Source organism: Sinorhizobium sp. GQ132, from assembly GCF_059758575.1.
Genome location: NZ_JCAXDX010000002.1, coordinates 509159 through 531866, shown reverse-complemented (window position 1 = coordinate 531866; position 22708 = coordinate 509159). Strand labels below are relative to the sequence as shown.

The window sequence follows — 22708 nt, the reverse complement described above, 5'->3', positions numbered from 1 at the left end:
GCCGCTATTGTCGTGCTGCACGGTGGAACGTGCAAGGCCAAGGCTGGTTCCGGCCCGCAAGGCCGCCTGTCGCCGCAAGCTGTGTCTAAAGCCGCCAGCCTTCACTCACGACGAAAGGAACGCGAGCACCGTCGCAGAGCGGCACGCTGCTATAGGCTTTGAGGCTTTGCCCGTCGGGTAGCGCGAGTGTGAGTGCGGAGCGTTCGCCCTCGAAGACCGAGGAGAGAACCCGCATCGGGATGCCTTCGCCATCCCGATGAACCTGCTCCGGACGAATGAGCACGTCGCAAAGCGGCCCCTCGCCTGCATGCGCTTCGCCTGCATGCCCTTTGCCGCCGCGCCTGTCGGCAAGCGCAGCGCGGAGGAGCGGCCAGTCGAGCGCACGCCCCGCTCCCTCCGGCAAATTCAACCGCACGATCGCGCCGCGACCGATCAGACCCCCGACCACCCGACCCTCAGGCCGCGCATAGATTTCCGCCGGCGGCGCCACCTGAAGAAGCTTGCCTTCCGACATCACCGCGACGTCGGTCGCAAGCGCCATCGCCTCGGCCTGGTCGTGAGTCACATAGATCATCGTCGCGCCGGAGCGCTCGTGAAAGGCGCGGAAGGTCTCCTCCATCGACTTCCTCAAATGCTGATCGAGATTGGCGAGCGGCTCATCGAGCAGCACCACGTCCGGTTCCGTGACCAGGCAGCGCGCCAGCGCCACACGCTGCCGCTGGCCGCCGGAAAGTACAGCCGGCCGCCGATCGGCGAAATCGGCAAGCTTCACCAGCGAAAGCGCGTCGCCTACCCGCTTGCGCCAGGCCTCGCCGGAAAAGCCGCGGACCTTCAAGGGGTAGCCGACATTCTCCGCCACCGTCATATGCGGCCAGAGCGCATAGGATTGGAATACCATCGCCATGTTGCGCTTCTCCGGCGGCAGCACACGGGCTGCATCCGAAAGCCGGCGCTCGTCGAACTCGATCGAGCCGTCCGTCGGCTGCTCGAAGCCGGCGATCATCCGGAGCACCGTCGTCTTGCCACAGCCGGAAGGCCCGAGCAGCGCGAGAAACCCCTGCTTGCGCAGCGCCAGCGACACGTCCGAAACGGCCGGCCTCACCTGCTCTGCACCTTTGACACCGAAGTCCTTGGTCAGGTGGTTGAGGATCAGTTGCGCCATGGCAGCACGCCCTCCGGCAAATATTTCGCGAGGAATTCCAGCGCCGCCATCAGCGCGATGACCATGACGACGACGAGCACCGAGAGCGCCGAGGCGAGATCGGAAGAGCCGCTGTCGTCGAGATTGAAGATTGCGACGCCGAGCGTCTGCGTGCCGGCGGACCAGAGGAGCGCCGAGACGGTCAATTCGTTCGCCGCGATCAGGAAGACGAGGATGACCGAAGCGCCGGCGGCCGGCGCCAGAAGCGGCAGCAGCACATCGCGCATGCGGCGCAGGAACCCCGCGCCCGCGAGCCGCGCCGCCTCCTCGAGCGAGGGATCTATCTGGAGGAAGGCGCTCATCACCGGCTTGAGGCTAACGGCGAGGAAGGAGGAGAAATAGGCGGCAAGAATGATCCAGATCGTACCGTAGATCGAAACGCCGATCAGCGGCAGCGGTGCCGCGAAGGCAAGGATGAAGGCGACGGCGAGCACGATGCCGGGCAGCGCATAGGGGATCTCGATCAGGATCGCCATAAGACTGGCAAGCCGCCCGCGCCGCGTCACGAGCAGGTAACCGGCCGGCACGGTGACCGCAAGCAGGCCGACTGCAGCGGTGGAGGCGAGGAAAAGGGAATTCTTGAGCGCCGTCAACGTCATCGACTGGCGGAAGAGTATTTCCCCATAGGCGTTCAAGGTCATGGTGTCGAAACTGAGCGGCACGCCGTAGGCCGGCACGAGGGAACTTGCGACGAGCGCCAGGAGCGGTGCGACCAGCAGCAGCGCCAGGATTGTCCAAAGCAGCGCCTCCGCGACGAACCGCATGCGCCCGAGCGTGAAGGCGGCCCTCGCGCCGGCAAGGCCGATCAGGCGATAGTCTCTGCGCTTGAGGGCTCGCTGCTGCAGAAGCAGCCCTGCGGCGGAAATCAGGGCGATCAGCGTCGAAAGCACCGCGATTTCGCCGAAGGTGGACGAACCGAAACTCGCAAACCGGCTGAAGATCAAGGTCGGCAGCGTCTCGATCGAGGCGGGAATGCCGAGTATCGCCGGGATGCCGAAGTTGCCGATACCGGATACGAAGGCGATCGCCGCCCCGGCGATGAGCCCCGGAGAGGAAAGCGGCAGAACGATGTCGCGAAGGACGCCCCAGGGCGAGGCGCCGCAAAGCCGCGCCGCCTCGACCCCGTCGCGGGGCGCCGCTGCAAGTCCGGCCCTGATCGCCAGGAAGACGAGCGGCGCATGCTGTACGCCGAGAAGCAAGGCGATCCCCGCAAGCGAATAGAGTGGCTGAGGGCTGCCGAGCGGCGGTGCAAGCCCCAGCGTCTTGAGAAGGGGGCTCGATGGACCCGACATCTCCACCCAGGCGAGCGCCGTCACCTGTGGGGGGATCATCATCGGCAGCATGAAGGCGAAGCTCAAGGCAAGCTTGCCACGGATGTCCGTAAGCGCCACGACAAAGGCGAAGAGTGCCCCGACGAAGAGCGAGATCGCCGTGCCGCCGGCCGCCGTGATCAGCGTATTGCGGAGCGCCGCGAAGGTCGCCGCCTCGAAGAGCACCCCCACCGCCTCGCCTCCTTCGAGGCCCTTGATACCGGCCCATCCGAGTCGGATCAGCGGCAGCGCCGAAAGCAGAAAGACTGCGCCGAACACCAATGCCAGCAGCCATGCGGGCTCCCCGCCCGCAGACATGCGCGGGCCACGGAGCCGGAAATATGCCGCTCGCCAATCCGTCCCGGTCTTCGAAGAGTTCGCCTTAGGCGATCGACCCTCCGTCACGTAAGGCGACGGCGGCAACTCGAAGCCGCGCAGCGTCCGCGTCAGCGGTTTCGGTAGCGGAGCCCGGCTCGGTTCCCTGCTCCGGTCGGCCTCCTCCTCCATCGCGCCGTCGAATGCGAACCGAAGCCAGGACCGCGCCTTCGACAGAACGCTCAGCGGGCGCTCCAGCTTTTTCAAGCCGAAACCACCCTCGGCACTCGGGTCGGCAGCCGGCGCGCAAGATATCCGGCGCCCGCTGCGGGCGATCTCGTCAGTGTCCGGCATCGAGAGGTCAGTTGGTACCGAAAATGCCGGAGAAGGTTTTCAGGTCCGCCTCGGAGTTCTTCACGGCTTCGGCAGCATCGACCGGCAGCACCTTGATCGTCTCGCGCGCCGGGAAGCCCTCCGGCAAGGCCATGCCGTCGCGCGCCGGGATATAGCCCATTTTCACCGCCACTTGCTGGCCCTCCTCGGAGAGCAGGAAATCAACGAATTTCTTTGCTGTCTCCGGGTTTCTTGCGGTCTTCAGGATGGCGACCGGCTCCGTGACGGCGGAAACGCCCTCGGCCGGGAAGACGAATTCCACCGGCGCACCCTTGGCCTTCTCGCGGATGGCCATGAAATCGACGACCATGCCATACGCCTTCTCGCCGGTCGCGACCGCCTTCAACACGCCGCCATTGCCGCCGGCGGCCGTCGCGCCGTTTTCGGCGAGCGCCTTGTAATAGTCCCAGCCGAGCCCGTCGATGCCGGCAAGCGTCTGCGCATGGATCAGCGCCGCACCCGAGGTGAGCGGGCTCGGCATGGTGACCAGACCCTGGGCCTCGGGTTTCGCAAGATCCTGCCAGCCGGCCGGCTTCATCGAAGCGGAAGCGTTGTAGACGATACCGGTCGTGATCATCTTCGTCGAATAATAGGCGCCCTCGGCATCGAAGAGCGAGGCGTCATAAGCCGCCGCTTCCGGAGATTTGTAGGGCATCAGATATCCCGTTTCCTTCAGCCGTTGCATCGTCACCGTGTCGGCGATCAGAAGCACGTCCGCCACCGGGTTGCCCGCTTCGATCTCCGCCATCAGCTTGGCCATTATCTTCGTCGTCCCGTCCCGCACCCATTCGACCTCGACACCCGGATTCGCGGCCTGGAATGCGTCCACCGTCGCCTGCGCGTCCTCGTTCGGCTGGCTGGTGTAAAGCACGAGGCTTTCCGCGAAAGCGGCAGTGGACAGGAGGCCGGCGACGAGCGCTGCGGCGACGGCGGGGAGAAGCGTTTTCATGAATTTGCCCTCGGTCGGAGAAAGATCGCGCCGAGGGATAGAGCGGGTGTTTTACAGGGATGTGACAGCGAAAAGCCGGAAAAACCTCAGATCGTCGGCCGGCCGGAGAGTTCCACGAATGTTCTCGGACGATCTCTCTAAAATATTATTGGCGATTCAAATCAGCGGCTTGATCGTATTTTCGGGACGGGGTGAGTCCCTCGCACAATTAAATTCGGTTCATCCATTGCATATCTCGAAGCAGCGTTTATATATAGCTCATCGAAACTTGCTTGTGACCTTTGTCTACGCGCCGAAGCGCTTCGTCAGATTTCCTCTCAATATCGATCAAACCGGGCTGATATTCGTCCGGGAACTCTAGCGATTGAAAGGAAATCGTTATGAACTCAGGCACCGTAAAGTGGTTCAACAGCACCAAGGGCTTCGGCTTCATCCAGCCCGACGATGGCGCCACGGACGTATTCGTGCACGCCTCCGCCGTTGAACGCGCTGGAATGCGTTCGCTCGTAGAAGGCCAGAAGGTTACCTACGACATCGTCCGCGACAACAAGTCCGGCAAGAGCTCTGCAGACAATCTGCGGGCCGCATAAATTCGTCATTCGCCTCCGCTGACCACGGATGTACTGGCAGGGAGCGTTTGAATGACGGGGCGCCCCAGCGCGTCTGGTAAAGACGCGCGGCGCTCAAGAGGAGGTCGGGGTAACGCCCGGCCTTTTTTGCTTGTGCCGCCCCCGGGTGGCGCGGACGAAGGAGATGGCCATGGGCCGGAACACCTACAGCGTTGGCGACAGTGTCGTCCTGAGAGCCGATCTCACGCGCACGGCCGCTGCGGACCGGACCTGCCGCATCGTGTCCATCCTGCCCGCGGCCGAACATGGGGAAGCGCAATATCGGGTGCGGTTCGGAACGGAGAACTTCGAACGGCGTATCTTCGAACACGACATCGATCCTTCGGAAACGGCTTCGCCGGTCCAGGAACAGGGCCAGACGGCATCGGTCGAAGGCAAGCCCTGGTTCAAACCCTTGAACATCAGGACGCCGAAATAAAGAACCCAATCAGCAATCCTATAAAAACGGAAAGGATATACTTTGCAGGTACTCGTCAGGGACAATAACATCGACCAGGCTCTTCGCGTTCTCAAGAAGAAGATGCAGCGTGAAGGCGTCTTCCGCGAAATGAAGATGCGCAGCGCCTACGAAAAACCGTCCGAAAAGCGCGTCCGCGAAAAAGCAGAAGCTGTCCGCCGCACCCGCAAGCTGGCGCGCAAGAAGCTTCAGCGCGAAGGTCTGTTGCCGTCGCCGAAGAAAGTAGCCCGCGCGCGCTGAGGCGCGCCCTCCGGCTGCACAGCAGCTACGGCGATCCTCGCACGTCTGATGAGCGCGCGCGGCGCTGTAGGCTGGTACCACTTTGCGACGCGCCCTTGCGCGTCGTTTTCATGCGTGAATTCGCTCGGTCCCCTCTGCGGCGTTTCCTTCGACCCTGCGATCACGGTTCCTGCGCCTTTGCGTCCGCCAGACCCACAACGCGGCCGCGCAGATCGCAATTTCCGCCGCAGACGTCCAGTGCAATATGAAATTGAGATACCAGGTCTCAAAGCGCGCCGGCACCTCGACGAGGTTGAAGCGGGTCCCCGAAAGGGGATGGAGCCAGCGTATGTCGGCGGCGATCGAATCGAGAAGAAGGTGCATCATCACGTTGGCGAGCGCGACCCAAACGAGAAACATAAAGTGCCGCTTCCCGGCAAGGATCAGCGCCGCGGCCGTGAGCGCCGCAACCCCCAGCCAGAAAATCGGCAAATGGGTCCAGTAGTCGTGATGTGGCGTACGCCGGCCGTCTACGAGGTAAAAATAAAGCAGATCCAAATCCGGAAGCACGGAGAAGATCAGCCCTGCCGCGAGCGCGCGGGATCGGATGGTTTCATTCTTTCGAGCGATGCAATGGGTGAGAATGTAACCGGCGGGAAGATGGGCAATGAACATCGAGCGGGATCCTGGGCGGCAGCGTGCCGGGTGCAGACCATCAGGGCATCCCGGCATTTTCATGGCAATCTCAGGTTAGAGTTGTGAGTAATTTCCACTATAACGAGCGCTGCAGAGAAGCCTGCTTTTCCCCTCCCGAATCCGCGCTATAGTCACTGGGGCCGGCCCAAGGACATGTCGCATGACGCTCACCCTCTACCTTCATCCGCTTGCTTCCTTCTGTCACAAGGTGCTGATCGCGCTTTACGAAGCCGGCACGCCGTTCACGCCGCAGGTCGTGGATCTCGGAGACCCGGCGGAGCATGCTCGCTATCTGGAGGTCTGGCCCGTCGGCAAGATCCCCGTGCTGCACGACGCTGCACGCGACAGGACGGTGCCGGAAACCTCAGTGATCATCGAATATCTCGACCAGCATTACCCCGGTGAGCAGCCGCTGATACCGCACGACGACGCCCTGGCGCTCGAGGCGCGGCTCTGGGACCGCTTCTTCGACCTCTACGTCCAGGTCCCGATGCAGAAGATCGTGACCGATACGCTGCGCGCCTCCGGCGAGAACGATCGGCGCGGCGTCGCCGATGCGCAAGCGGCGCTGGCGAACGCGTATGACCTTGCCGAACGCCACTTCGGGGACCGGCGCTTTGCGGTCGGGGAAAGCTTCTCGATCGCCGATTGCGCCGCCGCGCCCGCCCTCTTCTACGCCGGGATCGTGGCCCCGTTCGACGGCACGCACCCGAACCTCGGCGCCTATTTCGAGCGCCTGCTGGAGCGCCCCTCCTTCCAGCGCACCTTGGCCGAGGCGCGGCCTTACTTCCCGCTGTTTCCCTATAAGGACGCGATACCCGCAAGATTCCTCTAACATCCTATAGGCGACCAACAACACAAGGAGCGAGACAATGGAATATCGTCGGCTCGGCCGCTCCGGGCTCAAGATCTCGACCATCACCATGGGTACGATGACGATCGGCGGCGGTGGAAAGTTCGCCCAGGTCGGCGATGTCGGTGTCGCGGATGCCCGCCGCTATGTCGACCTCTGCCTGGATGCGGGCGTCAATCTGATCGATACGGCGGACATCTATTCGACCGGCGCCTGCGAGGAGATCATCGGCGAAGTTCTCGGCGGAAAGCGCAAGGACGGCGTGCTCATCGCCACCAAGGCGCGCTTCTCGATGGGCCCCGGTCCCAATGACGGAGGCCTGTCGCGCCATCACCTGGTCCACGCCTGCGAGGCGAGCCTGAAGCGTCTGAAGACCGACGTGATCGACCTTTACCAGGTTCATGAATGGGACGGTCAGACGCCACTCGAGGAAACCATGGAAGCGCTCGATACGCTCGTGCGCCAGGGCAAGGTGCGCTATATCGGCTGCTCCAACTATTCCGGCTGGCACATCATGAAGGCACTCGGCATCAGTGCGCTCGAACACCGCCAGCGCTTCGTCAGCCAACAGATTCATTACACGCTCGAAGCACGCGAGGCCGAGTACGAACTGGTCCCGATCTCCATCGATCAGGGTCTCGGCATCCTCGTCTGGAGCCCGCTGGCAGGCGGCCTTCTGTCAGGCAAGCACAGGCGCGGACAGTCGCCGGAAGGCACCCGCCAGCTTGCCGGCTGGAACGAGCCGCCGATCCGCGACGAGGAACGGCTGTGGAAGATCGTCGACATGCTGGTGGCGATCGCCGCCGAGCGCAACGTGTCCCCGGCGCAGGTCGCGCTCGCCTGGCTTATCGGCCGAGATGCCGTCACCTCGGTGATCATCGGCGGGCGCACCGAGGAGCAGTTCCGCGACAATCTCGCCGCCGCCGGCCTGAAGCTCACCGACGAGGAACGCGAACTCCTCGACGCGGTCAGCCTGCCGCCGGTCATCTATCCCTATTGGCATCAGCTCTGGACCGCCAAGGACCGCCTCGGCAAAGCCGATCTGTCGCTGCTCGGGCCGCATATTTGAGCGACGACAGCTCTTTATGCACCCGCGGCCGCCCCTCATCCGCCTTCCGGCACCTTCTCCCCGCTAGCGGGGAGAAGGAGACTCGCGGTAGCCGCTCGATATCTCTCCGCAACCGTTCATTGGAACTGAGTGCATGCCGCTTGTCCCTTCTCCCCGATTTGCGGGGAGAAGGTGCCGGCAGGCGGATGAGCGAAAATCGTCAGCCTGCCGCGACTTCCACTCAGGCCGCCTGCGCGACCTCGCCGCGAATGAGATCGGCCAGCCGGCGGATGCCCTCGTCGATCATCCTGTCGTTGGCGCAGGAGAAGCTGAGCCGCAGGGTGTTTTCGCCGGACCCGTCGGCGAAAAAGGCGCGCCCGGGGACGAACGCCACCTTGGCCGTCTGGATCGACTTGGCCAGCAGCTCAGCGCCGTCGCTCCCCTTCGGCAGCGTTACCCAGATGAACATGCCGCCTTCGGGCTTCGTCCAGGTGACGCCGGCGGGCATGTATTTTTCGAGCGCCGACAGCATCGCGTCACGCCGCTGCCTGTAGGCCTTGTGGATTTTCGCCACCTGCGCCTCGAAGCCCCGCCCGGCGACGGTCGCGATCGCCATCTGGTTGATGGTGGAGGAGTGAAGGTCGGCTGCCTGCTTCATCAGCACCAGCTTGCGGATCACCGGTTCGGCGGCGCAGATCCAGCCGACGCGAAGGCCAGGCGCCAGCGTCTTCGAGAAGCTGCCGCAATAGATCGTGCGGGTGCTGTTTATGTCGCCTTTGCGGGCGATCTCGAGCGCAAGGATCGGCGGGACCGCCTCGCCGTCATAACGCAGCGACTGGTAGGCCGCATCCTCGATGATGGCGATGTCGAGCTCCTCGGCAAGTGCAAGGACGCGCTCGCGCCCGGCGCGGCCCACCGTCTCGCCGGTGGGGTTGGCGAAGTCGGCCGAGAGATAGGCGAACTTGACGCGCCCGCCCGCTTCCGCTGCAGCCTGGGCATAGGCTGCCGGCGTCCGGTTGCCGGTGGGGTTCAGCTGATCGTAATTGGGTTCATAGGCGTTGAAGGCCTGCAGCGCACCTAGATAGGTCGGCCAGGTGACGAGCGCCGTGTCTTTCGGCGACAGAAACAGCTTGCCGAGATAGTCGAGCCCCTGCTGCGACCCGGAGGTGATGAAGATGTTGTCGACGCTCGCCGGAATGCCAAGTGCCGCCATCTGCCCGGCGAGCCACTCGCGAAGCGGCCGATAGCCCTCGCTCACCGAATATTGCAGCGCGGCACCGACCGACGGCCCATCGAAAATCTCGGCGTAAGCCTCCCTGAACGCATCATTCGGGAAAAGCTCAGGATCGGGAATTCCGCCCGCAAACGAAATGATGTCGGGACGATCGAGGAGCTTCAGCAATTCGCGGATTTCCGAAGCCTTCATCCGGCTCGAGCGCGTGGCGAAAGTGCTTTCCCAATCCAGCATGGAGGTCCTCCCGGTTGCACCCGAGGGACATGAACACAGCGCAATATTTAAGTCAATATTCCTGACCTATTTTGCGTCAGCTGTCGCCTGGGCCGTTACGGCAATCGTGCAGTTACAGACATTCCGATACGCTCGTTGGGAATGGGAGGCGTTGGGAAGGGCGGCGTACGGGATCGAAGCATACGGGATCGTGACGCCGTGGCCGTCGACACCGTCAGGCAACAATCGGCTAGCCGCTTCGGCTCCAAGCGCCAAGGGACGGACCGGATAAGTTCCGGTCGGCAGGAGGCGGCGAACGCCTCCTGATACTCAGGCCTCACCCTCGTCGAAATAGCTGCAGATCAGAAGAAAAGAGATCCCAGCCAAGATAAACAAATCGAAAAGAGCGAAGTGCTGTATGATCGTGGACATAGTGCTCCTCCTACCCACAAGGGTATCAGAACACAATTTCTGAATTTTTGGAAGAAAATTCTCCGGATGACTTCCGAAGAAGAACTCTATTCTTTAATTTTTATGCGGCGCAACATTTATACTGCGCCGCAAAAGCGAACCGGAAGAGGCGTTTGTTTGAATCCGCCCTCTTGAATACCTATGTCGGCTGGACCGACCTCACGCTGCCGCTGCTGTCCACGATGCAGGTAAACTTGCGACCGGCGGCATCGAGGTCGACGCTGTAGCTCGTCGCATCGAGTTGTCGAGAACTCATCGGCAGGACCTTGGCGCCGCCGGCCTGGGCGACCACGGCATTGGCGCACAAAAGCTGCAGGTCGGCGGGGGCTGTCTGAAGGCTCGTGCGGGCCATTTCCTGAGGTTCCGGGGTCGATTGGCATGCGGCAAGAAGAAAGACCGCAGCCGTCACGGACGCTTGAATTGGACGGCTTCCCAATTTACTCGTCGACAAATCCACATCCTCCGGTCTTGGCATATAGCCCGTATCTTCGCGCTCTCGCCCATGCGGCCGCGTTTCGGCCGGTTACACGCCCTTATAGAGAGCAGCCCCCTGCATCAGCACGATGACCTTCGCGCCCACGCTGACGCGCGAATGCAGGTCGATAATGTCTTCATTGTTCATTCTTATGCACCCGGAGGAAACGTCCAGCCCGATCGTCCAGGGCTCCACCGTACCATGGATGCGGTAGATCGTATCGTTATCACCTTCGTAAAGGTAGAGCGCGCGAGCGCCTAGCGGATTGTCGGGCCCGCCCGGCATGCCGCCTGCCCATTTTGCCGCGTTCGGATCGCGCGCGACCATCTCGGCCGGCGGCGTCCAGGTCGGCCATTCGGCCGTGCGCCCTACCCGAACGATGCCCGCCCAGCCGAAACCTTCGCGGCCTACACCGATGCCGTAGCGGATCGCCTGACCGCCGGGCTGCACGAGATAGAGGAAATGCTGGTTGCCATCGATGATGATCGTGCCCGGAACTTCTGCCGTGCGGAACGGCACCATCTGCCGGCGAAAGGCCTCGGGAACCTGATTGTTTCGCGCAAAGTACTGTCGGGCTTTCCTCTTGTCGTAGTTCACCCATTTCTTCGTCTTGGAATCGTAGATCTGCGTTTGGGCAAGCGCTGCAAGCGGAACGAGGCAAAGACCGAGGAGAAGCAGCGCCTTGCCCAATTTGCGCCGACCTGCCTGTCTTTTCGAAAGCGTCTGGATCATCGTCATTTCGCCCATCCGTCGATCCGTTCCGCGTGGCTTTCAACCCATTTCCTGGCGTAGTCCGCAGGCGCCTGCCGCTCGACTTCGAGCGCATAGCTCATCGCCGTCACTTCATCCGGCGAGAAGTCTACCTTCTGAAGGAACTGCGCGACTTCCGGATGCTTCTTTGCGAAGGCCGTCGCATAGCCGATCTGAAATTGTCCGGCGTCCCACGCCGTGGCGGCGCTCGATTTGCTGACCCATAGCGGGTCGTTCGGCGGCGCGATCTTCCATTTCGCCGGGTCGTGAGGCGGCTCCTCGAGCCGGGAGATCTGGTGCAGCTTGAAAACATGGTGCGGAGCATAGCAGTAGAAGACCATGGGGCGCGCGGTCGCGATCGCCGCGTCGACCGCCGCCATCGCCACTTCCTCCTTGGCCTCGACGAGCGTCAGGTTCGCCGCATAGCCGTAGCCCGCCGCCCGCGCCCGTTCGATGCCCGTCGAAAGCCATTCGGCGGCGCCGATCCACATTTCGCCGCGCCCGTCGCCGTCGGTATCCAGTATCTTGGTCTTGGCCGGATCGCCGAGATCCGCGACCGACTTGATCGTCGCAGCCGCTTCCGGCGTGGCGCAAAGCCCCTGCCATGCCGGCACCGCACGCTCGCTGAGCGTCACGACGCCTTTTTCGGTCGCGAATTTGCGGACGAGTTCGTCGAAATTCGGCCGCCAAACCTCCGGCTGGATATCGACCTCGCCCTTTTCGAGGCCGATGAAGGCGGTCAGCGTCCCGAGTTCGCGCACCTCCGCCTCGAGGCTGAACTTCTTGGCGATGCCGAGCTTGAGAATGTTCGCGGCTGCCTGTCCGGATGGCCAGGGCGGCATCGCGATCACCAGATCCGCCGCCGCTGCCGGCGCAGCCACGACCAACGCCAGCGCCGCCGCGCAAAGGAACTCCCGGCCTCTCCTCACAGTGCCCCCCCGAAAAGATCTATCTGAACGTCGTTCCGATGCGAATGCCTGCTGAGCTTTATCTTCCTTTGCGGGCACAATGCACGGCTTGCCGAGTCCCGTCAACTTCCGGTTACACCGCCTGCATTCCGCCGCTTAACCTATGCGAGCCGGTGCTCACCGCCCGGGACGGCGCGTGACCCACCGAAGTCCCGCCGCCACCGCAATTCCAAGCAGAGGCCATACCGCCCAGAATCTCCCCTCCCAGGAAAGGAGATTGACCGCAAGGACCGCAAATCCGGCTGCCCCGAGCAGGGCCAGTCCGCGGTCGAGCCGCGTGGACGTCCACAGGCAATCGAGCATCGCGATCAAGGCCAGCGCAAACAGGGGCCATCTGGCCCAGAACGTTCCCTCCCACGACAGCAGATTTATGGCAACGACCGCCGATGCGGCTACGGCGAGAACGCCGAAAAGGCGACGGCCGGGCGCTGCGCGTCTTACGATCGTCGCTCGCCCTGCCCCGGTCTCGGCGGCCGGGGTCTCGCGGTCCGGAAGTGCACCCGGCCTCCCCCAGTCGCGGCCCCCTTTTTGCGACACCGCGCCCTCGGCCGTTCCGATCTGAACCACGTAACTCGGAACGCCCCCGTCGATGTTCTTGACCGTCAGCGCGCCAAGGAATTCGAAGCCGACGGCCAGCTTGTTGCGAACCTGATCATAGACGGTGCTCGAAATCACGATGCCGCCGGCCGGCGCCGAGGCTTGCAGGCGGGCCGCGATATTGACGCCGTCGCCGTAAAGGTCGTCGCCGTCAGCGATCACATCGCCGAGATTGAGGCCGATGCGATAATCCATCCGCGCCTCGCCTTGCCGCTCGGCATTCAGTCCGGCCAACTCGTTCTGAACGTCTATCGCCGCTCTCACCGCCTCCACCACGCTCGGAAACTCCGCGATCACCCCGTCGCCCCACGTATTGACCACCCGTCCTTCATGCGCCTCGATCAGGCGCGCCATGGCATCCCGGCTGCGCTTGAGGGCCGCAAGCGTTCCCTCCTCGTCTTTCCCCATCAGGCGCGAATAATCCTGCACGTCGGCGCAGAAAATGGTGGTCAGCTTACGGCGTGTTGATGACATCGGATTTCGCCCTCGCTCGGAGGCTGGCCGAAGGCCCGCGCCTCGCAGGATAGCGACGCCGTCGCGATTCTCAATGCCGGACGCATCTGCCGCGCGTCACTGCGGGCTTAGAGCACTCCAGGAAAGTGTGTAACGGCTTTGCGTACGGGGAGCACCTTAGCTTGCTGCAAGGAACTGATCGGTCCCTCGGCGGTTTGGAGCCGTGTATCGCATGAAGCGACGAAACTGGAGGTTACAGATGTTGAGAAAAATGTTGGTTGCAGCCGCGATATCCGCCGCTTGCGTGTCCCCAGCCTTTGCCCAGGCCGATATGGTTTGCGACCAGGCAGGCATGACGAAGCTCGAGACTGACGTGGGCCAGATCACCGACACGGGTCGGAAGGAGATGGCGCAGAAGGAACTCGCCATGGCCAAGGAGGCACTGGCGGCGAACGATCAGGAAAAGTGCAAGTCCCATATGGCGAATGCCATGAAGGGTAAGGATCCGATGTAAGACGCTGCATATGAAGAAGCCGGAGCTTGGGCTCCGGCTTCCCTTTTGTTCATTGCAGGCGGATCTTAGTTTTTCGCCTTGTCGACCAGCTTGTTCTTGCCGATCCAAGGCATCATCGCGCGCAGCTTCGCGCCGACTTCCTCGATCTGGTGAGAGTCGTTGACGCGACGGATGCCCTTGAAGCGGGCGGCACCGGAGCGGTATTCCTGCATCCATTCCGAGGTGAATTTGCCGGTCTGGATGTCCTTGAGGACCCGCTTCATCTCGGCCTTGGTCTCTTCGGTGATGATGCGCGGTCCGGTGACGTATTCGCCCCACTCGGCCGTGTTCGAGATCGAGTAGTTCATGTTGGCGATGCCGCCTTCATAGATCAGGTCGACGATCAGCTTCACTTCGTGCAGGCACTCGAAATAGGCCATCTCCGGCGCATAACCGGCCTCGACCAGCGTCTCGAAACCGGCGCGGATGAGTTCGACCAGGCCGCCGCAGAGAACGACCTGTTCGCCGAAGAGATCGGTTTCGCACTCTTCCTTGAAGTTGGTCTCGATGATGCCCGAGCGGCCGCCGCCGACGCCGCAGGCGTAGGAGAGAGCGAGATCGAGGGCATTACCGGAAGCGTCCTGATGAACGGCGACCAGGCAGGGGACGCCGCCGCCCTTCTGGTATTCGCCGCGGACCGTATGACCCGGGCCCTTCGGCGCGATCATTACGACGTCGACCGAGGCCTTCGGCTCGATGAGGCCGAAGTGGACGTTCAGGCCGTGCGCAAAGGCGATTGCCGCGCCGTCGCGGATGTTTCCGGCGATCTCGGCCTTGTAGATGTCGGCCTGCAGCTCGTCCGGCGTCGCCATCATCATCAGGTCGGCCCAGGCGGCAGCTTCGGCAACGGTCATGACCTTGAAGCCGTCCGCTTCGGCCTTCTTTGCCGTGGCCGAACCCGACTTAAGCGCAATGGCGACGTTCTGCGCGCCGGAATCCTTGAGGTTCAGCGCATGGGCGCGGCCCTGGCTGCCGTAGCCGATGATGGCGACCTTCTTCGACTTGATGAGGTTGAGATCGGCATCACGATCGTAATAGACGCGCATCGATTTTTCCTTCCCTTTGCTTGTCCGTTTCGCTTTGGCAGCCGCAGATACGGCCGCCCTACCTTTTCGCGCCGTAGAGCGTGAGAAAGGCGTCGACCGCCCGCTCCGCCCTGCGGCTGAAATCCTTCTTCAGGCTACCCGGCTCCTCGCCGAGAAGCATGCGCAAATGCCAGTCGGAGACGACCAGGCCGTAAAGAGCGCCATAGGCTTCGTCAGCGTTGTCGAAAGCCAGGAGACCGGCCTTGCGGCCCGCTTCGAGCAGCGCTCCCGCCCTGCGTCCGATCTGCCGGCGGCCGCGTTCCTGCAGCATGTGGCCGAGCTTCGAGCCTTCCCGGCTCGCCTGTCCGATCGCAAGCCGGTTGAGCGCCAGCGACACGTCGCCTGCCAGCACGTCGAGAAGGTCCTTGGCGAAAGCGACGAGATGCACCCTCAAGCTGCCCCCGTCCAGCTTTGCGGCGGAGACGTCGAGCGTGCGAACCTTGCTCGCCTGAAAGGCGATCATGGCCGAAAGGAGCCCTTCACGATCGCCGAACCACTTGTAGAGGCTCTCCTTGGAGCAGTTCGCCGCGCGCGCCACTCCCGCCGTCGTCAGCGCCTTTTCGCCCCCGTCGACAAGCAGGCGCAAAGCCTGTTCGAGCACCGCTCCCTGGCGCTCGGTCAGGCCGTTTGCGGCACCTGCCTCTCTTATCGCTCCGACGCTTTGCACTCGCTTCGCCCTATCAGTACCGTACGGTACGGTTCGTGAGGTTTCTAATTGCCCGATCCGGGGACGTCAAGCGGTTTTGGATATCCGGTTCGTTTCAAGGCAGCCCCGGACAAAAATGGGAGCAACCCACTGGCGGGACTCCGATTTCCGTGCCTGCGTCGCCCCCGCGCCCGCTTTACCGGTGCGCGCCTCCCTACATTACGAAAATATAATGATCTCAAAGCTTTTCGCTGATCGGGTTGATCTTTATGTTGAATGAAGATGCCTGGGATAGAGAAAAACAATGAGCAAGACAGCCAAGACGACGGACGAAGCGTCGCGTTCGACACCGTCGAACGTCACCGTCATCCCGGCTCCGGTGATGCCGCCACGCATAAAGCGCCGTTCGCGCCGCCGCTGGATCTTTGCGCTCCTGGTGCTCGCTATCGTCGGCACGGGCTACTATGCCTGGAGCCGCCAGGGCGCGCAGCCGGCCACCACCATGATCACTCAGGCGGTCACGCGCGGCGACATCGAAGAGAGCGTGACTGCCGTCGGCACGCTGGAGGCGGTCAAATCGGTCGATGCCGGCGCACAGGTCTCCGGCCAGTTGAAGTCGCTGCATGTCGCGATCGGCGACAAGGTCGAACAGAACCAGCTCATCGCCGAGATCGACCCCGCCTCGATCGAGAACAGGATCGAGATCGACGAGGCGGAACTGGCCAATCTTGAAGCGCAGCTCGTCTCGAAGAAGGCCCAGCTCGTATTGAAGCAGGCCAACATCGAGCGTCAACGCAATCTCGTCGCCACGAAAAGCGTTTCGCAGTCGACGCTCGACCAGGCTGTCGCCGATCATGCGGCCGCTGGCGCCGATGTGCAGGCGGTCGAGGCGCAGATCCGCAAGCAGAAGGCCACTCTTGCCGGGGACCGGGTCGATCTCGGTTATACCAAGATCTATGCTCCGATGGCCGGCACCATCGTCGACGACCCCGCCAAGGAGGGACAGACCCTCAACGCCAACCAGACGACGCCGACGATCGTCACGATCGCCGATCTTTCCACGATGACGGTCAAGGCGCAGGTCTCCGAAGCCGATGTCGGCAAGCTGAAGCTCGGCATGGATGCGTATTTCACCCTTCTCGGACAGCCCGGAAAGCGCTTCACCGGCAAGTTGCGTCAGATCGAGCCGATACCCGATACCGAGAACAACGTCGTCCTCTACTATGCCCTCTTCGATGTCCCCAATCCCACGGGCGAGTTGATGATGTCGATGAGCGCGCAGGTCTTCTTCGTCCAGGCGGCGGCCAAGAATGTGCTGGTTGTCCCGAGCACGGCACTCCGCACCATGGAGGCGGCGGCCTCCGACGGGCCCGCAAGAGCGGAAGTGACCGTCGTCGCGCCGTCCGGTGCGAGGCAGACGCGCACCGTCGAGGTCGGTGTCCGCAACCGGGTGAGCGCCGAAATCGTCCGCGGGCTGGAGGAAGGTGAGAAAGTGGTCGTCGACGCTGCCTCCGCCACGAACGGCAGCCGCGGTCCCAATACCAGCCGGCGCGGCATGCGCATGCCGCCGATGTTCTGAGCACGCCGATGGCCCCGCTCATTTCACTCCGGGATGTCAGCAAGACCTATTTCAACGGCGACATCGCCGTCGAGGTCTTGCACCATATATCCCTCGATATCGAGGCCGGCGAGTTCGTCGCGATCATCGGCCAGTCCGGTTCCGGCAAGTCGACGCTGATGAACATTCTCGGCTGCCTCGACCAGCCGACCTCGGGCGACTACTTCATCGAAGGCGATAGCGTCTCCGGCTTCGACGGCGACGCGCTCGCGGCGCTGCGCCGCCGCACCTTCGGCTTCATCTTCCAGTCCTACAATCTGATCCCGACCGCAAGCGCCCGGGAGAATGTCGAGGTACCCGCCGTCTATGCCGGCGTTTCCGCCCGCGACCGGCACGATCGTGCCGAGGCGCTCCTGCAGTCGCTCAAGCTCGGCGAACGGCTCGATCATCGTCCGAACCAGCTTTCCGGTGGCCAGCAGCAGCGCGTCTCGATCGCCCGCGCCCTGATGAATGGAGGCCGCGTCATCCTTGCCGACGAGCCGACCGGCGCGCTCGACAGCCAGAGCGGCGAAGAGGTGATGCGCCTCCTTCGCGATATGAACGAAAACGGCCACACCGTCATCGTCATCACCCATTCGCGCGAGGTCGCCGCACAGGCCGACCGGCTGATCGAGATCAGCGATGGGCGGATCGTTGCCGACCGCTCCAAGAAGGGACGCAGCAATCCCGATGCAGCCGTCGGTCTCGCCCAAAGCACGCGTGAGGGCTTCGCGGCGATCGCGGACGTGTCGGAAGCGGTGAAGATGGCACTGCGGGCGCTGCGGGCAAACCTCTTTCGTACGATCCTGACGCTGCTCGGCATCGTCATCGGCGTCGGTTCGGTTGTCGCCATGCTCGCCATCGGCACCGGCGCGCAGAATTCGGTACTCGACCGGATCTCGTCGATGGGGTCGGATCTTCTCGTCGTCCGCCCCAGCATGGCGAATTTCCGCGGCAGCGCCGGCGGGACGAATGTTACCCTCGTGCCGGCAGATGCGGACGCGATCACGGAGCTTGCGAATGTCGCATTCGCCGTCCCCGAAATGACGAGCACCGTGACGCTTCGGCGCGGCAACATCGACTATCAGACGACCGCAAACGGAACGGTGCCGCAGTTTACGGAAGCGAAGTCCTGGAAGATCGGCCGCGGCGAATTCATCAACCGGAACGACATGGAGACATACGCACCGGTCGCGGTGCTCGGCGAAACCGTCGTCAAGACGCTCTTCCCGGAGGGCTCCGACCCGATCGGTCAATACGTGCTCGTGAACAAGATCCCCTTCCAGGTGATCGGGGTGATGAGCGGGATGGGCGCCAGCGCCGGCGGCAACGATCAGGACGACGTGGTCCTCGTGCCGCTCACGACCGGCAGCATGCGCCTCTTCGGTCAGCGCAACATCCGCACGATCACCGTCAAGGTGCAGGATGCCGCGGCAATAGACCTGACCCAGGAGAGAATTCAGGCACTGCTCAACGAGCGCCACAGGAAGGACGATACTCAGATCACCAACATGTCTTCCGTGCGCGAGGCATTCACCGAGACTTCGAACACCATGAAGTTCTTCCTGGGATCGGTCGCAGCGATTTCGCTGCTCGTCGGCGGCATCGGCGTGATGAACATCATGCTCGTCAGCGTCAGCGAACGCACACGCGAGATCGGCGTGAGAATGGCGACCGGAGCGCGCGAGCGGGACATACTCGTGCAGTTCATCGTCGAGGCACTGGTCGTTTCCGCGATCGGCGGTGCGATCGGCGTCGTGGCCGGTCTATCGACCGGTTACGCCGCTAAAGCCTTCGGCATGCCCGTCAGCTTCACGCCCGGCCCCGTCGCGCTTGCCTTCGCCTGTGCGTTTCTCACCGGCCTGCTCTTCGGCTATCTGCCGGCGAGAAATGCATCGCGCCTCCAGCCGGCGGTGGCCCTCGGCGCGGATTAGATCAATTCCACGCAGTAGCGGTTTTCCCGCCCTGGAAAAGCGCCCATTCAGTCGAAATCAGATATTTTGGGCGCCTGCGATCAATTCCCAGCGCTTGCCGTTCGACTGGGATTGTCGGGCGAAGTAATTATAAGGAGTGCGTGACCAATCTCTGACCGAGTTGGTCCTGTTGTCGAGCACAAGGTCACCTTCGCTCGTGCGGACGGTGAGAACCGTGTGGCCCTCTCCGCGATAACGCGCAACCGTGAGTAGCAGAGCCGAGGCCGGCCAACCCCGCTTCAGAAGCTCCCGCTTCTTCAGAATTGCGAAGTCCTCGCAGTCTCCGTAGGCGGTCGGCACACGCCAATCGTCGTCCTTGCCGACATTTGCGCGGTCGCTGCGTTCGCGGATGCTTGCATTGACGGTGCTGTTGATCTGTTTGAGCTCGCTGATCTTTTCCGGCGCGAGAACGACGGCCTTCTTGCCGCCGCCAGTGTTGCAGAGCCGCGGCTCGCGGGCGCAGAAGGATGCGAAGGCCGGCGGCGCGAAGGCCTTGCCGGCGGTCCTCATGGTTGTACCGGCATCGGCAGCCCCAGGGGCCGCGATCAGCAACAAAAAGACTGTCTGCGCAATGAAGCGTTTCACGAGGCGTTCTCCAACGACGGACATAAGTCTCCCGGTCCGCCGTAGAGACTAGCTAAGATAGATTAAGCCATGGTTGATAACCCGAAATGAGGCAGTGATATGGCCATCTACTAACAATTCGTAAGTTGACCACAGGTAATTTTAATTCAATTCTAAAAAGTATTTTTAAAGTTAATGTTATTAGGAGTATAGAAATGAAAAGAATTAATAGATCGATATTTCGGACATTTTTCATACTATCCACGGCCACGATAGGAGCCGTAATCGTTACGACGGATGCGGATGCAGTACAGCGCCAGCGCATGACTGCGCGTCAGTGCAGTCCGCTTTCGGAAGACAACTTCGCGGCATGTTGCGTTGCAATAAACCGGTCGAAGATTCTCACCCCCGCGCAGATTAAGATGTGTCCGCCCCTGACGACGGCGACCATTGGTGCGGGCACCGGACGCCACGATCGCAGTGACTCCACTGCAAGCGGTCCGACGAGAGGCGGCGGCAAGAGCGGTGGCAACAAGGGCGGCGGCGCTGGTGGCGGCGGCGGTGGCGGCGGCGGTGGCGGCGGCGGCGGCGGCGGCGGTGGCGGTGGCGGCGGCGGTGGCGGCGGCGGCGACAACGGCGGCGGTGGTGGTCAGGATCCCGGCAAGGGTGACCAGGACAATGGCAAAGGTGATCAGGACGGCGGTAAGGGCGGCCAGGATAACGGGAAGGGCGGCCAGGACGGCGGCAAGGGCCACCAGGACAACGACAAGGGCAACCAGGACGGCGGCAAGGGCCACCAGGACAACGACAAGGGCAACCAGGACGGCGGCAAGGGCCACCAGGACAACGACAAGGGTAACCAGGACGGCGGCAAGGGCCACCAGGACAACGACAAGGGTAACCAGGACGGCGGCAAGGGTAACCAGGACAACAATAAGGGCGATCAGGACGGCAAAGGCAAAGGCGGGAAGGACAAGGGCGGAAAGGACAAAGGCGGGAAAGCCAAGGGCGATAAGTAAGCAGCCGCGGCCTTGGCCGCGGTGACGGAAGTCCCTGGCATCAGCGAGAACAGCGATCGCGACCGTCGACGGCTTACGGCCGGACTGGGAAAGTGACAAGCCGGGGCGCTTGTCCAGCAACGTCGACGGTAACCCTTGAAGGGCGGCTCCCGCAGGTGCCGCCCTTCCCTTTGGCAGCGGTGTCGTCAGAGCGGGATCAGGAAGAGTGTGTAAAACTGAAATGATTTGGCCCGTGCAGCGACGACAACCTTTCACTAACCCCTGGTCCCGATAATGCCGCCGCAATCGAGGACCGAATCCCATGACCAAGGCAAATTCCAAAAGACGAAAGCGCAGCACGGCCCGCAAGAGCAGCCGGAGCGGTATGGGCCGCTGGTATCTGGCGGCAGCAGTCATCGTCGGCGGGATTGTGGCCTACGAGCACCGGGGGGAATTAGGACATCTCCCCGGGGCATCGAAGCTGACCGCGCTGCTTTCGCACGCCGAGAAACCGTCCGAGAAAAAAGCGCAGGCGAAGATGCCGGCCGAGAAGAAACCGCCAAAAAAGGTGGAACTGGCGACCATTCCGATCCCTTTCCGTCCGAAGGATCAGACCGGGTCGATAGCGCCGAAGACCGCATTGATCCCGCCTGCACCCGTGGAACTACCGGTTAGGCAGTCTCTCGAACAGGCTAACCTGCGCCCGGCCGAGAGCGGCACCTTCTATTTCTGCGGCATCCGCCATGATAACTGCGTTCTCGACGGCGATACCTTCCTGTACCAGGGCCAGAGAATTCTCATCGCCGACATAGATGCGCCGGAAACGAAGCTCGCGAAATGCGACGAGGAACGGTCGCGCGGCTCTTATGCCAAGGCACGATTGCGAGAGTTGTTGAATTCCGGAAACTTCGCCCTCGTTGCATCCGAAGCCACCCCGGGCGACGAGCCCGGCAAGCGGCGGCTCGTCGTCAGGAACGGCAGATCCCTCGGAGACATCCTCATATTGGAAGGGCTCGCCAGAAAGCGAACCGGGCACCCACAGTCGTGGTGCGGCCAGTCCACCGCGCGCGTTTCCGGTTGAACCGTGGCGGCCACAGGACGCGGGAATGAAGTTCGCTACCCATAGCGGCGGTGATCTGACAGAACCGCATCGATGACCCGCCGCGATTTTTCGATTTCCCGTCGATCGGTGCCCGGCATCTCGGCGGCAACGATCAGCGCCTTCCACAAGGTCCATCCACGGCCACGCGCCCAGGTCTCTTCGTCGAGCGGAAGGGCGTCCCGGAATGCGGCGCGGCTTGTTTCATCGAACATCGTCCAGGAGATCGACAGGTCGCACGCCGGATCGCCGACGCCTGACGTGCCGAAATCGATCACGGCGCTCAACTGGCCGTTTTCGACCAGGAGGTTGCCGGAGGCGACATCGCCATGGAACCAGACGGGAGCATTGTTCCACGCGGAGCCAAGCGCCACCTCCCACACCACACGTGAGGTGGCAACGTCGATCCTGCCCTCGAGCGCTTCGAGTGCCCGGCGCGTTTCGTGGTCGTAGACGGCCAAAGGACCGCCTCGGAAGAAATTGTGTTGCCCGGGCGGCGGACCGCTCCGCGCGTCGATCCGTTGCAGCGCAGCCAGGAATTCACCGAGGGTCGTCGCAAAACTGCCGAGGTCGGTGATGGGCGCATGGGTCGCGGTCTCGCCCGGTAGCCATCGATAGACGGACCAATGCCACGGATAGCCCCTGCCCGGCCGCCCGATGGCCAAGGGCGCAGGAATACGCAACGGCAGGTACGGCGCAAGACGAGGCAGCCAATGTTGCTCCTTTTCCACTTGAAGCGCGTAATGGGCGGCGCTCGGCAACCGCACGTTCATATCGTCGCCCAGGTGGAAGGTCCTGTTGTCCCACCCACCGAACCTTGACCGGTCTTATCGGCAGGTCCGCCCATTGCGGAAACTGCTCGGAAATCAACTGTTCGACGAGAGCTGTACTGATTTCGGGCGTTTCGGCGGAAGACATCGAATGTCCGCTTCCCTGATCACGGTGATTGGTAGACTGCCGGG

Annotated in this window: 21 protein-coding genes and 2 pseudogenes; 10 read left to right on the top strand and 13 right to left on the bottom strand. The window is 62.7% G+C overall.

From position 1 onward, the window contains the following. Window positions 1–85 precede the first annotated feature (85 nt). The 3 genes from AC6CIG_RS06615 to AC6CIG_RS06605 are packed head-to-tail and all read right to left on the bottom strand — an operon-like array spanning window position 86 to window position 4168. Window positions 86–1162: an ABC transporter ATP-binding protein gene (locus AC6CIG_RS06615; RefSeq protein WP_127712216.1), complete on the bottom strand. Its 1077-nt coding sequence runs from the start codon at window positions 1160–1162 to the stop codon at window positions 86–88. Continuing rightward, entirely contained in the window at window positions 1150–3180 is a 2031-nt protein-coding gene (locus tag AC6CIG_RS06610; RefSeq protein ID WP_437411718.1) for an ABC transporter permease, read from the bottom strand. Before AC6CIG_RS06610 ends, AC6CIG_RS06615 begins: the two co-directional genes overlap by 13 nt. A 7-nt stretch (window positions 3181–3187) precedes the next feature. After that, a complete protein-coding gene (locus tag AC6CIG_RS06605; RefSeq protein WP_127712737.1) occupies window positions 3188–4168 on the bottom strand; it encodes an ABC transporter substrate-binding protein in 981 nt (326 codons plus the stop codon). A gap of 380 nt (window positions 4169–4548) precedes the next feature. On the opposite strand from AC6CIG_RS06605, the gene AC6CIG_RS06600 reads away from it, so the two are divergent. From AC6CIG_RS06600 to rpsU, 3 genes are all read left to right on the top strand, one after another. Continuing rightward, a complete protein-coding gene (locus tag AC6CIG_RS06600; RefSeq protein ID WP_018095341.1) occupies window positions 4549–4758 on the top strand; it encodes a cold-shock protein in 210 nt (69 codons plus the stop codon). A 169-nt stretch (window positions 4759–4927) separates the two neighbouring features. Next, window positions 4928–5215, top strand: a complete 288-nt coding sequence (locus AC6CIG_RS06595; protein ID WP_127712739.1) for a cold-shock protein — start codon at window positions 4928–4930, stop codon at window positions 5213–5215. 42 nt (window positions 5216–5257) lie between these two features. Then, the gene (rpsU, locus tag AC6CIG_RS06590) at window positions 5258–5494 is read left to right on the top strand and encodes a 30S ribosomal protein S21 (RefSeq protein ID WP_003537123.1); all 237 of its coding nucleotides are present in this window, start codon (window positions 5258–5260) and stop codon (window positions 5492–5494) included. 108 nt (window positions 5495–5602) lie between these two features. Here the strand turns inward: rpsU and AC6CIG_RS06585 are convergent, their stop codons facing one another. Beyond that, window positions 5603–6148 (bottom strand): metal-dependent hydrolase, encoded by a 546-nt coding sequence (locus AC6CIG_RS06585; RefSeq protein WP_127712740.1) that lies wholly within the window; start codon window positions 6146–6148, stop codon window positions 5603–5605. Window positions 6149–6329: 181 nt separating this feature from the next. Here AC6CIG_RS06585 and AC6CIG_RS06580 point away from each other — a divergent pair, with 181 nt between their 5' ends. Beyond that, window positions 6330–7004 carry a glutathione S-transferase family protein gene (locus AC6CIG_RS06580; RefSeq protein ID WP_018095344.1) on the top strand — a complete coding sequence of 225 codons (675 nt, stop codon included), beginning with the start codon at window positions 6330–6332 and terminating at the stop codon, window positions 7002–7004. A 37-nt stretch (window positions 7005–7041) separates the two neighbouring features. Next, on the top strand, window positions 7042–8091 hold the full coding sequence (locus AC6CIG_RS06575) for an aldo/keto reductase (RefSeq protein ID WP_018095345.1): 1050 nt from the start codon (window positions 7042–7044) through the stop codon (window positions 8089–8091). A gap of 220 nt (window positions 8092–8311) precedes the next feature. Here AC6CIG_RS06575 and AC6CIG_RS06570 read toward each other — a convergent pair whose 3' ends face one another. From AC6CIG_RS06570 to AC6CIG_RS06550, 5 genes are all read right to left on the bottom strand, one after another. Further along, window positions 8312–9538, bottom strand: a complete 1227-nt coding sequence (locus AC6CIG_RS06570; RefSeq protein WP_127712742.1) for an aminotransferase-like domain-containing protein — start codon at window positions 9536–9538, stop codon at window positions 8312–8314. Window positions 9539–10127: 589 nt separating this feature from the next. Then, the gene (locus AC6CIG_RS06565) at window positions 10128–10463 is read right to left on the bottom strand and encodes a hypothetical protein (RefSeq protein ID WP_127712743.1); all 336 of its coding nucleotides are present in this window, start codon (window positions 10461–10463) and stop codon (window positions 10128–10130) included. Between the two features lie 48 nt (window positions 10464–10511). After that, a complete protein-coding gene (locus AC6CIG_RS06560; RefSeq protein ID WP_127712744.1) occupies window positions 10512–11210 on the bottom strand; it encodes a L,D-transpeptidase in 699 nt (232 codons plus the stop codon). Continuing rightward, a complete protein-coding gene (locus tag AC6CIG_RS06555; RefSeq protein WP_437411717.1) occupies window positions 11198–12142 on the bottom strand; it encodes an ABC transporter substrate-binding protein in 945 nt (314 codons plus the stop codon). Before AC6CIG_RS06555 ends, AC6CIG_RS06560 begins: the two co-directional genes overlap by 13 nt. A gap of 156 nt (window positions 12143–12298) precedes the next feature. Continuing rightward, on the bottom strand, window positions 12299–13252 hold the full coding sequence (locus AC6CIG_RS06550; RefSeq protein ID WP_437408593.1) for an adenylate/guanylate cyclase domain-containing protein: 954 nt from the start codon (window positions 13250–13252) through the stop codon (window positions 12299–12301). 238 nt (window positions 13253–13490) lie between these two features. Here AC6CIG_RS06550 and AC6CIG_RS06545 point away from each other — a divergent pair, with 238 nt between their 5' ends. Then, the gene (locus AC6CIG_RS06545; RefSeq protein WP_018095352.1) at window positions 13491–13745 is read left to right on the top strand and encodes a hypothetical protein; all 255 of its coding nucleotides are present in this window, start codon (window positions 13491–13493) and stop codon (window positions 13743–13745) included. A gap of 65 nt (window positions 13746–13810) precedes the next feature. Here AC6CIG_RS06545 and ilvC read toward each other — a convergent pair. Both ilvC and AC6CIG_RS06535 read right to left on the bottom strand, forming a co-directional pair. Then, window positions 13811–14857: pseudogene (ilvC, locus tag AC6CIG_RS06540) on the bottom strand (ketol-acid reductoisomerase); the annotation flags it as partial. A 31-nt stretch (window positions 14858–14888) separates the two neighbouring features. Further along, window positions 14889–15536 carry a TetR/AcrR family transcriptional regulator C-terminal domain-containing protein gene (locus AC6CIG_RS06535; protein ID WP_018095354.1) on the bottom strand — a complete coding sequence of 216 codons (648 nt, stop codon included), beginning with the start codon at window positions 15534–15536 and terminating at the stop codon, window positions 14889–14891. Between the two features lie 283 nt (window positions 15537–15819). Here AC6CIG_RS06535 and macA point away from each other — a divergent pair, with 283 nt between their 5' ends. Together macA and AC6CIG_RS06525 are read left to right on the top strand one after the other, a co-directional pair. Beyond that, window positions 15820–17094 (top strand): macrolide transporter subunit MacA, encoded by a 1275-nt coding sequence (macA, locus tag AC6CIG_RS06530; RefSeq protein ID WP_498322542.1) that lies wholly within the window; start codon window positions 15820–15822, stop codon window positions 17092–17094. Window positions 17095–17102: 8 nt separating this feature from the next. After that, on the top strand, window positions 17103–19046 hold the full coding sequence (locus AC6CIG_RS06525; protein WP_127712748.1) for a MacB family efflux pump subunit: 1944 nt from the start codon (window positions 17103–17105) through the stop codon (window positions 19044–19046). Between the two features lie 57 nt (window positions 19047–19103). On the opposite strand, the gene AC6CIG_RS06520 is transcribed toward AC6CIG_RS06525, so the two are convergent. After that, window positions 19104–19694, bottom strand: a complete 591-nt coding sequence (locus AC6CIG_RS06520; RefSeq protein ID WP_018095357.1) for a transglutaminase-like cysteine peptidase — start codon at window positions 19692–19694, stop codon at window positions 19104–19106. Between the two features lie 170 nt (window positions 19695–19864). Between AC6CIG_RS06520 and AC6CIG_RS06515 the strand changes: the two genes are divergently transcribed. Together AC6CIG_RS06515 and AC6CIG_RS06510 are read left to right on the top strand one after the other, a co-directional pair. Next, window positions 19865–20668 (top strand): hypothetical protein, encoded by an 804-nt coding sequence (locus AC6CIG_RS06515; protein WP_498322541.1) that lies wholly within the window; start codon window positions 19865–19867, stop codon window positions 20666–20668. A gap of 301 nt (window positions 20669–20969) precedes the next feature. Further along, window positions 20970–21728: a thermonuclease family protein gene (locus AC6CIG_RS06510; RefSeq protein ID WP_164867049.1), complete on the top strand. Its 759-nt coding sequence runs from the start codon at window positions 20970–20972 to the stop codon at window positions 21726–21728. Between the two features lie 35 nt (window positions 21729–21763). Here AC6CIG_RS06510 and AC6CIG_RS06505 read toward each other — a convergent pair. Continuing rightward, a pseudogene (locus AC6CIG_RS06505) lies at window positions 21764–22664 on the bottom strand (aminoglycoside phosphotransferase family protein). Window positions 22665–22708 lie beyond the last annotated feature (44 nt).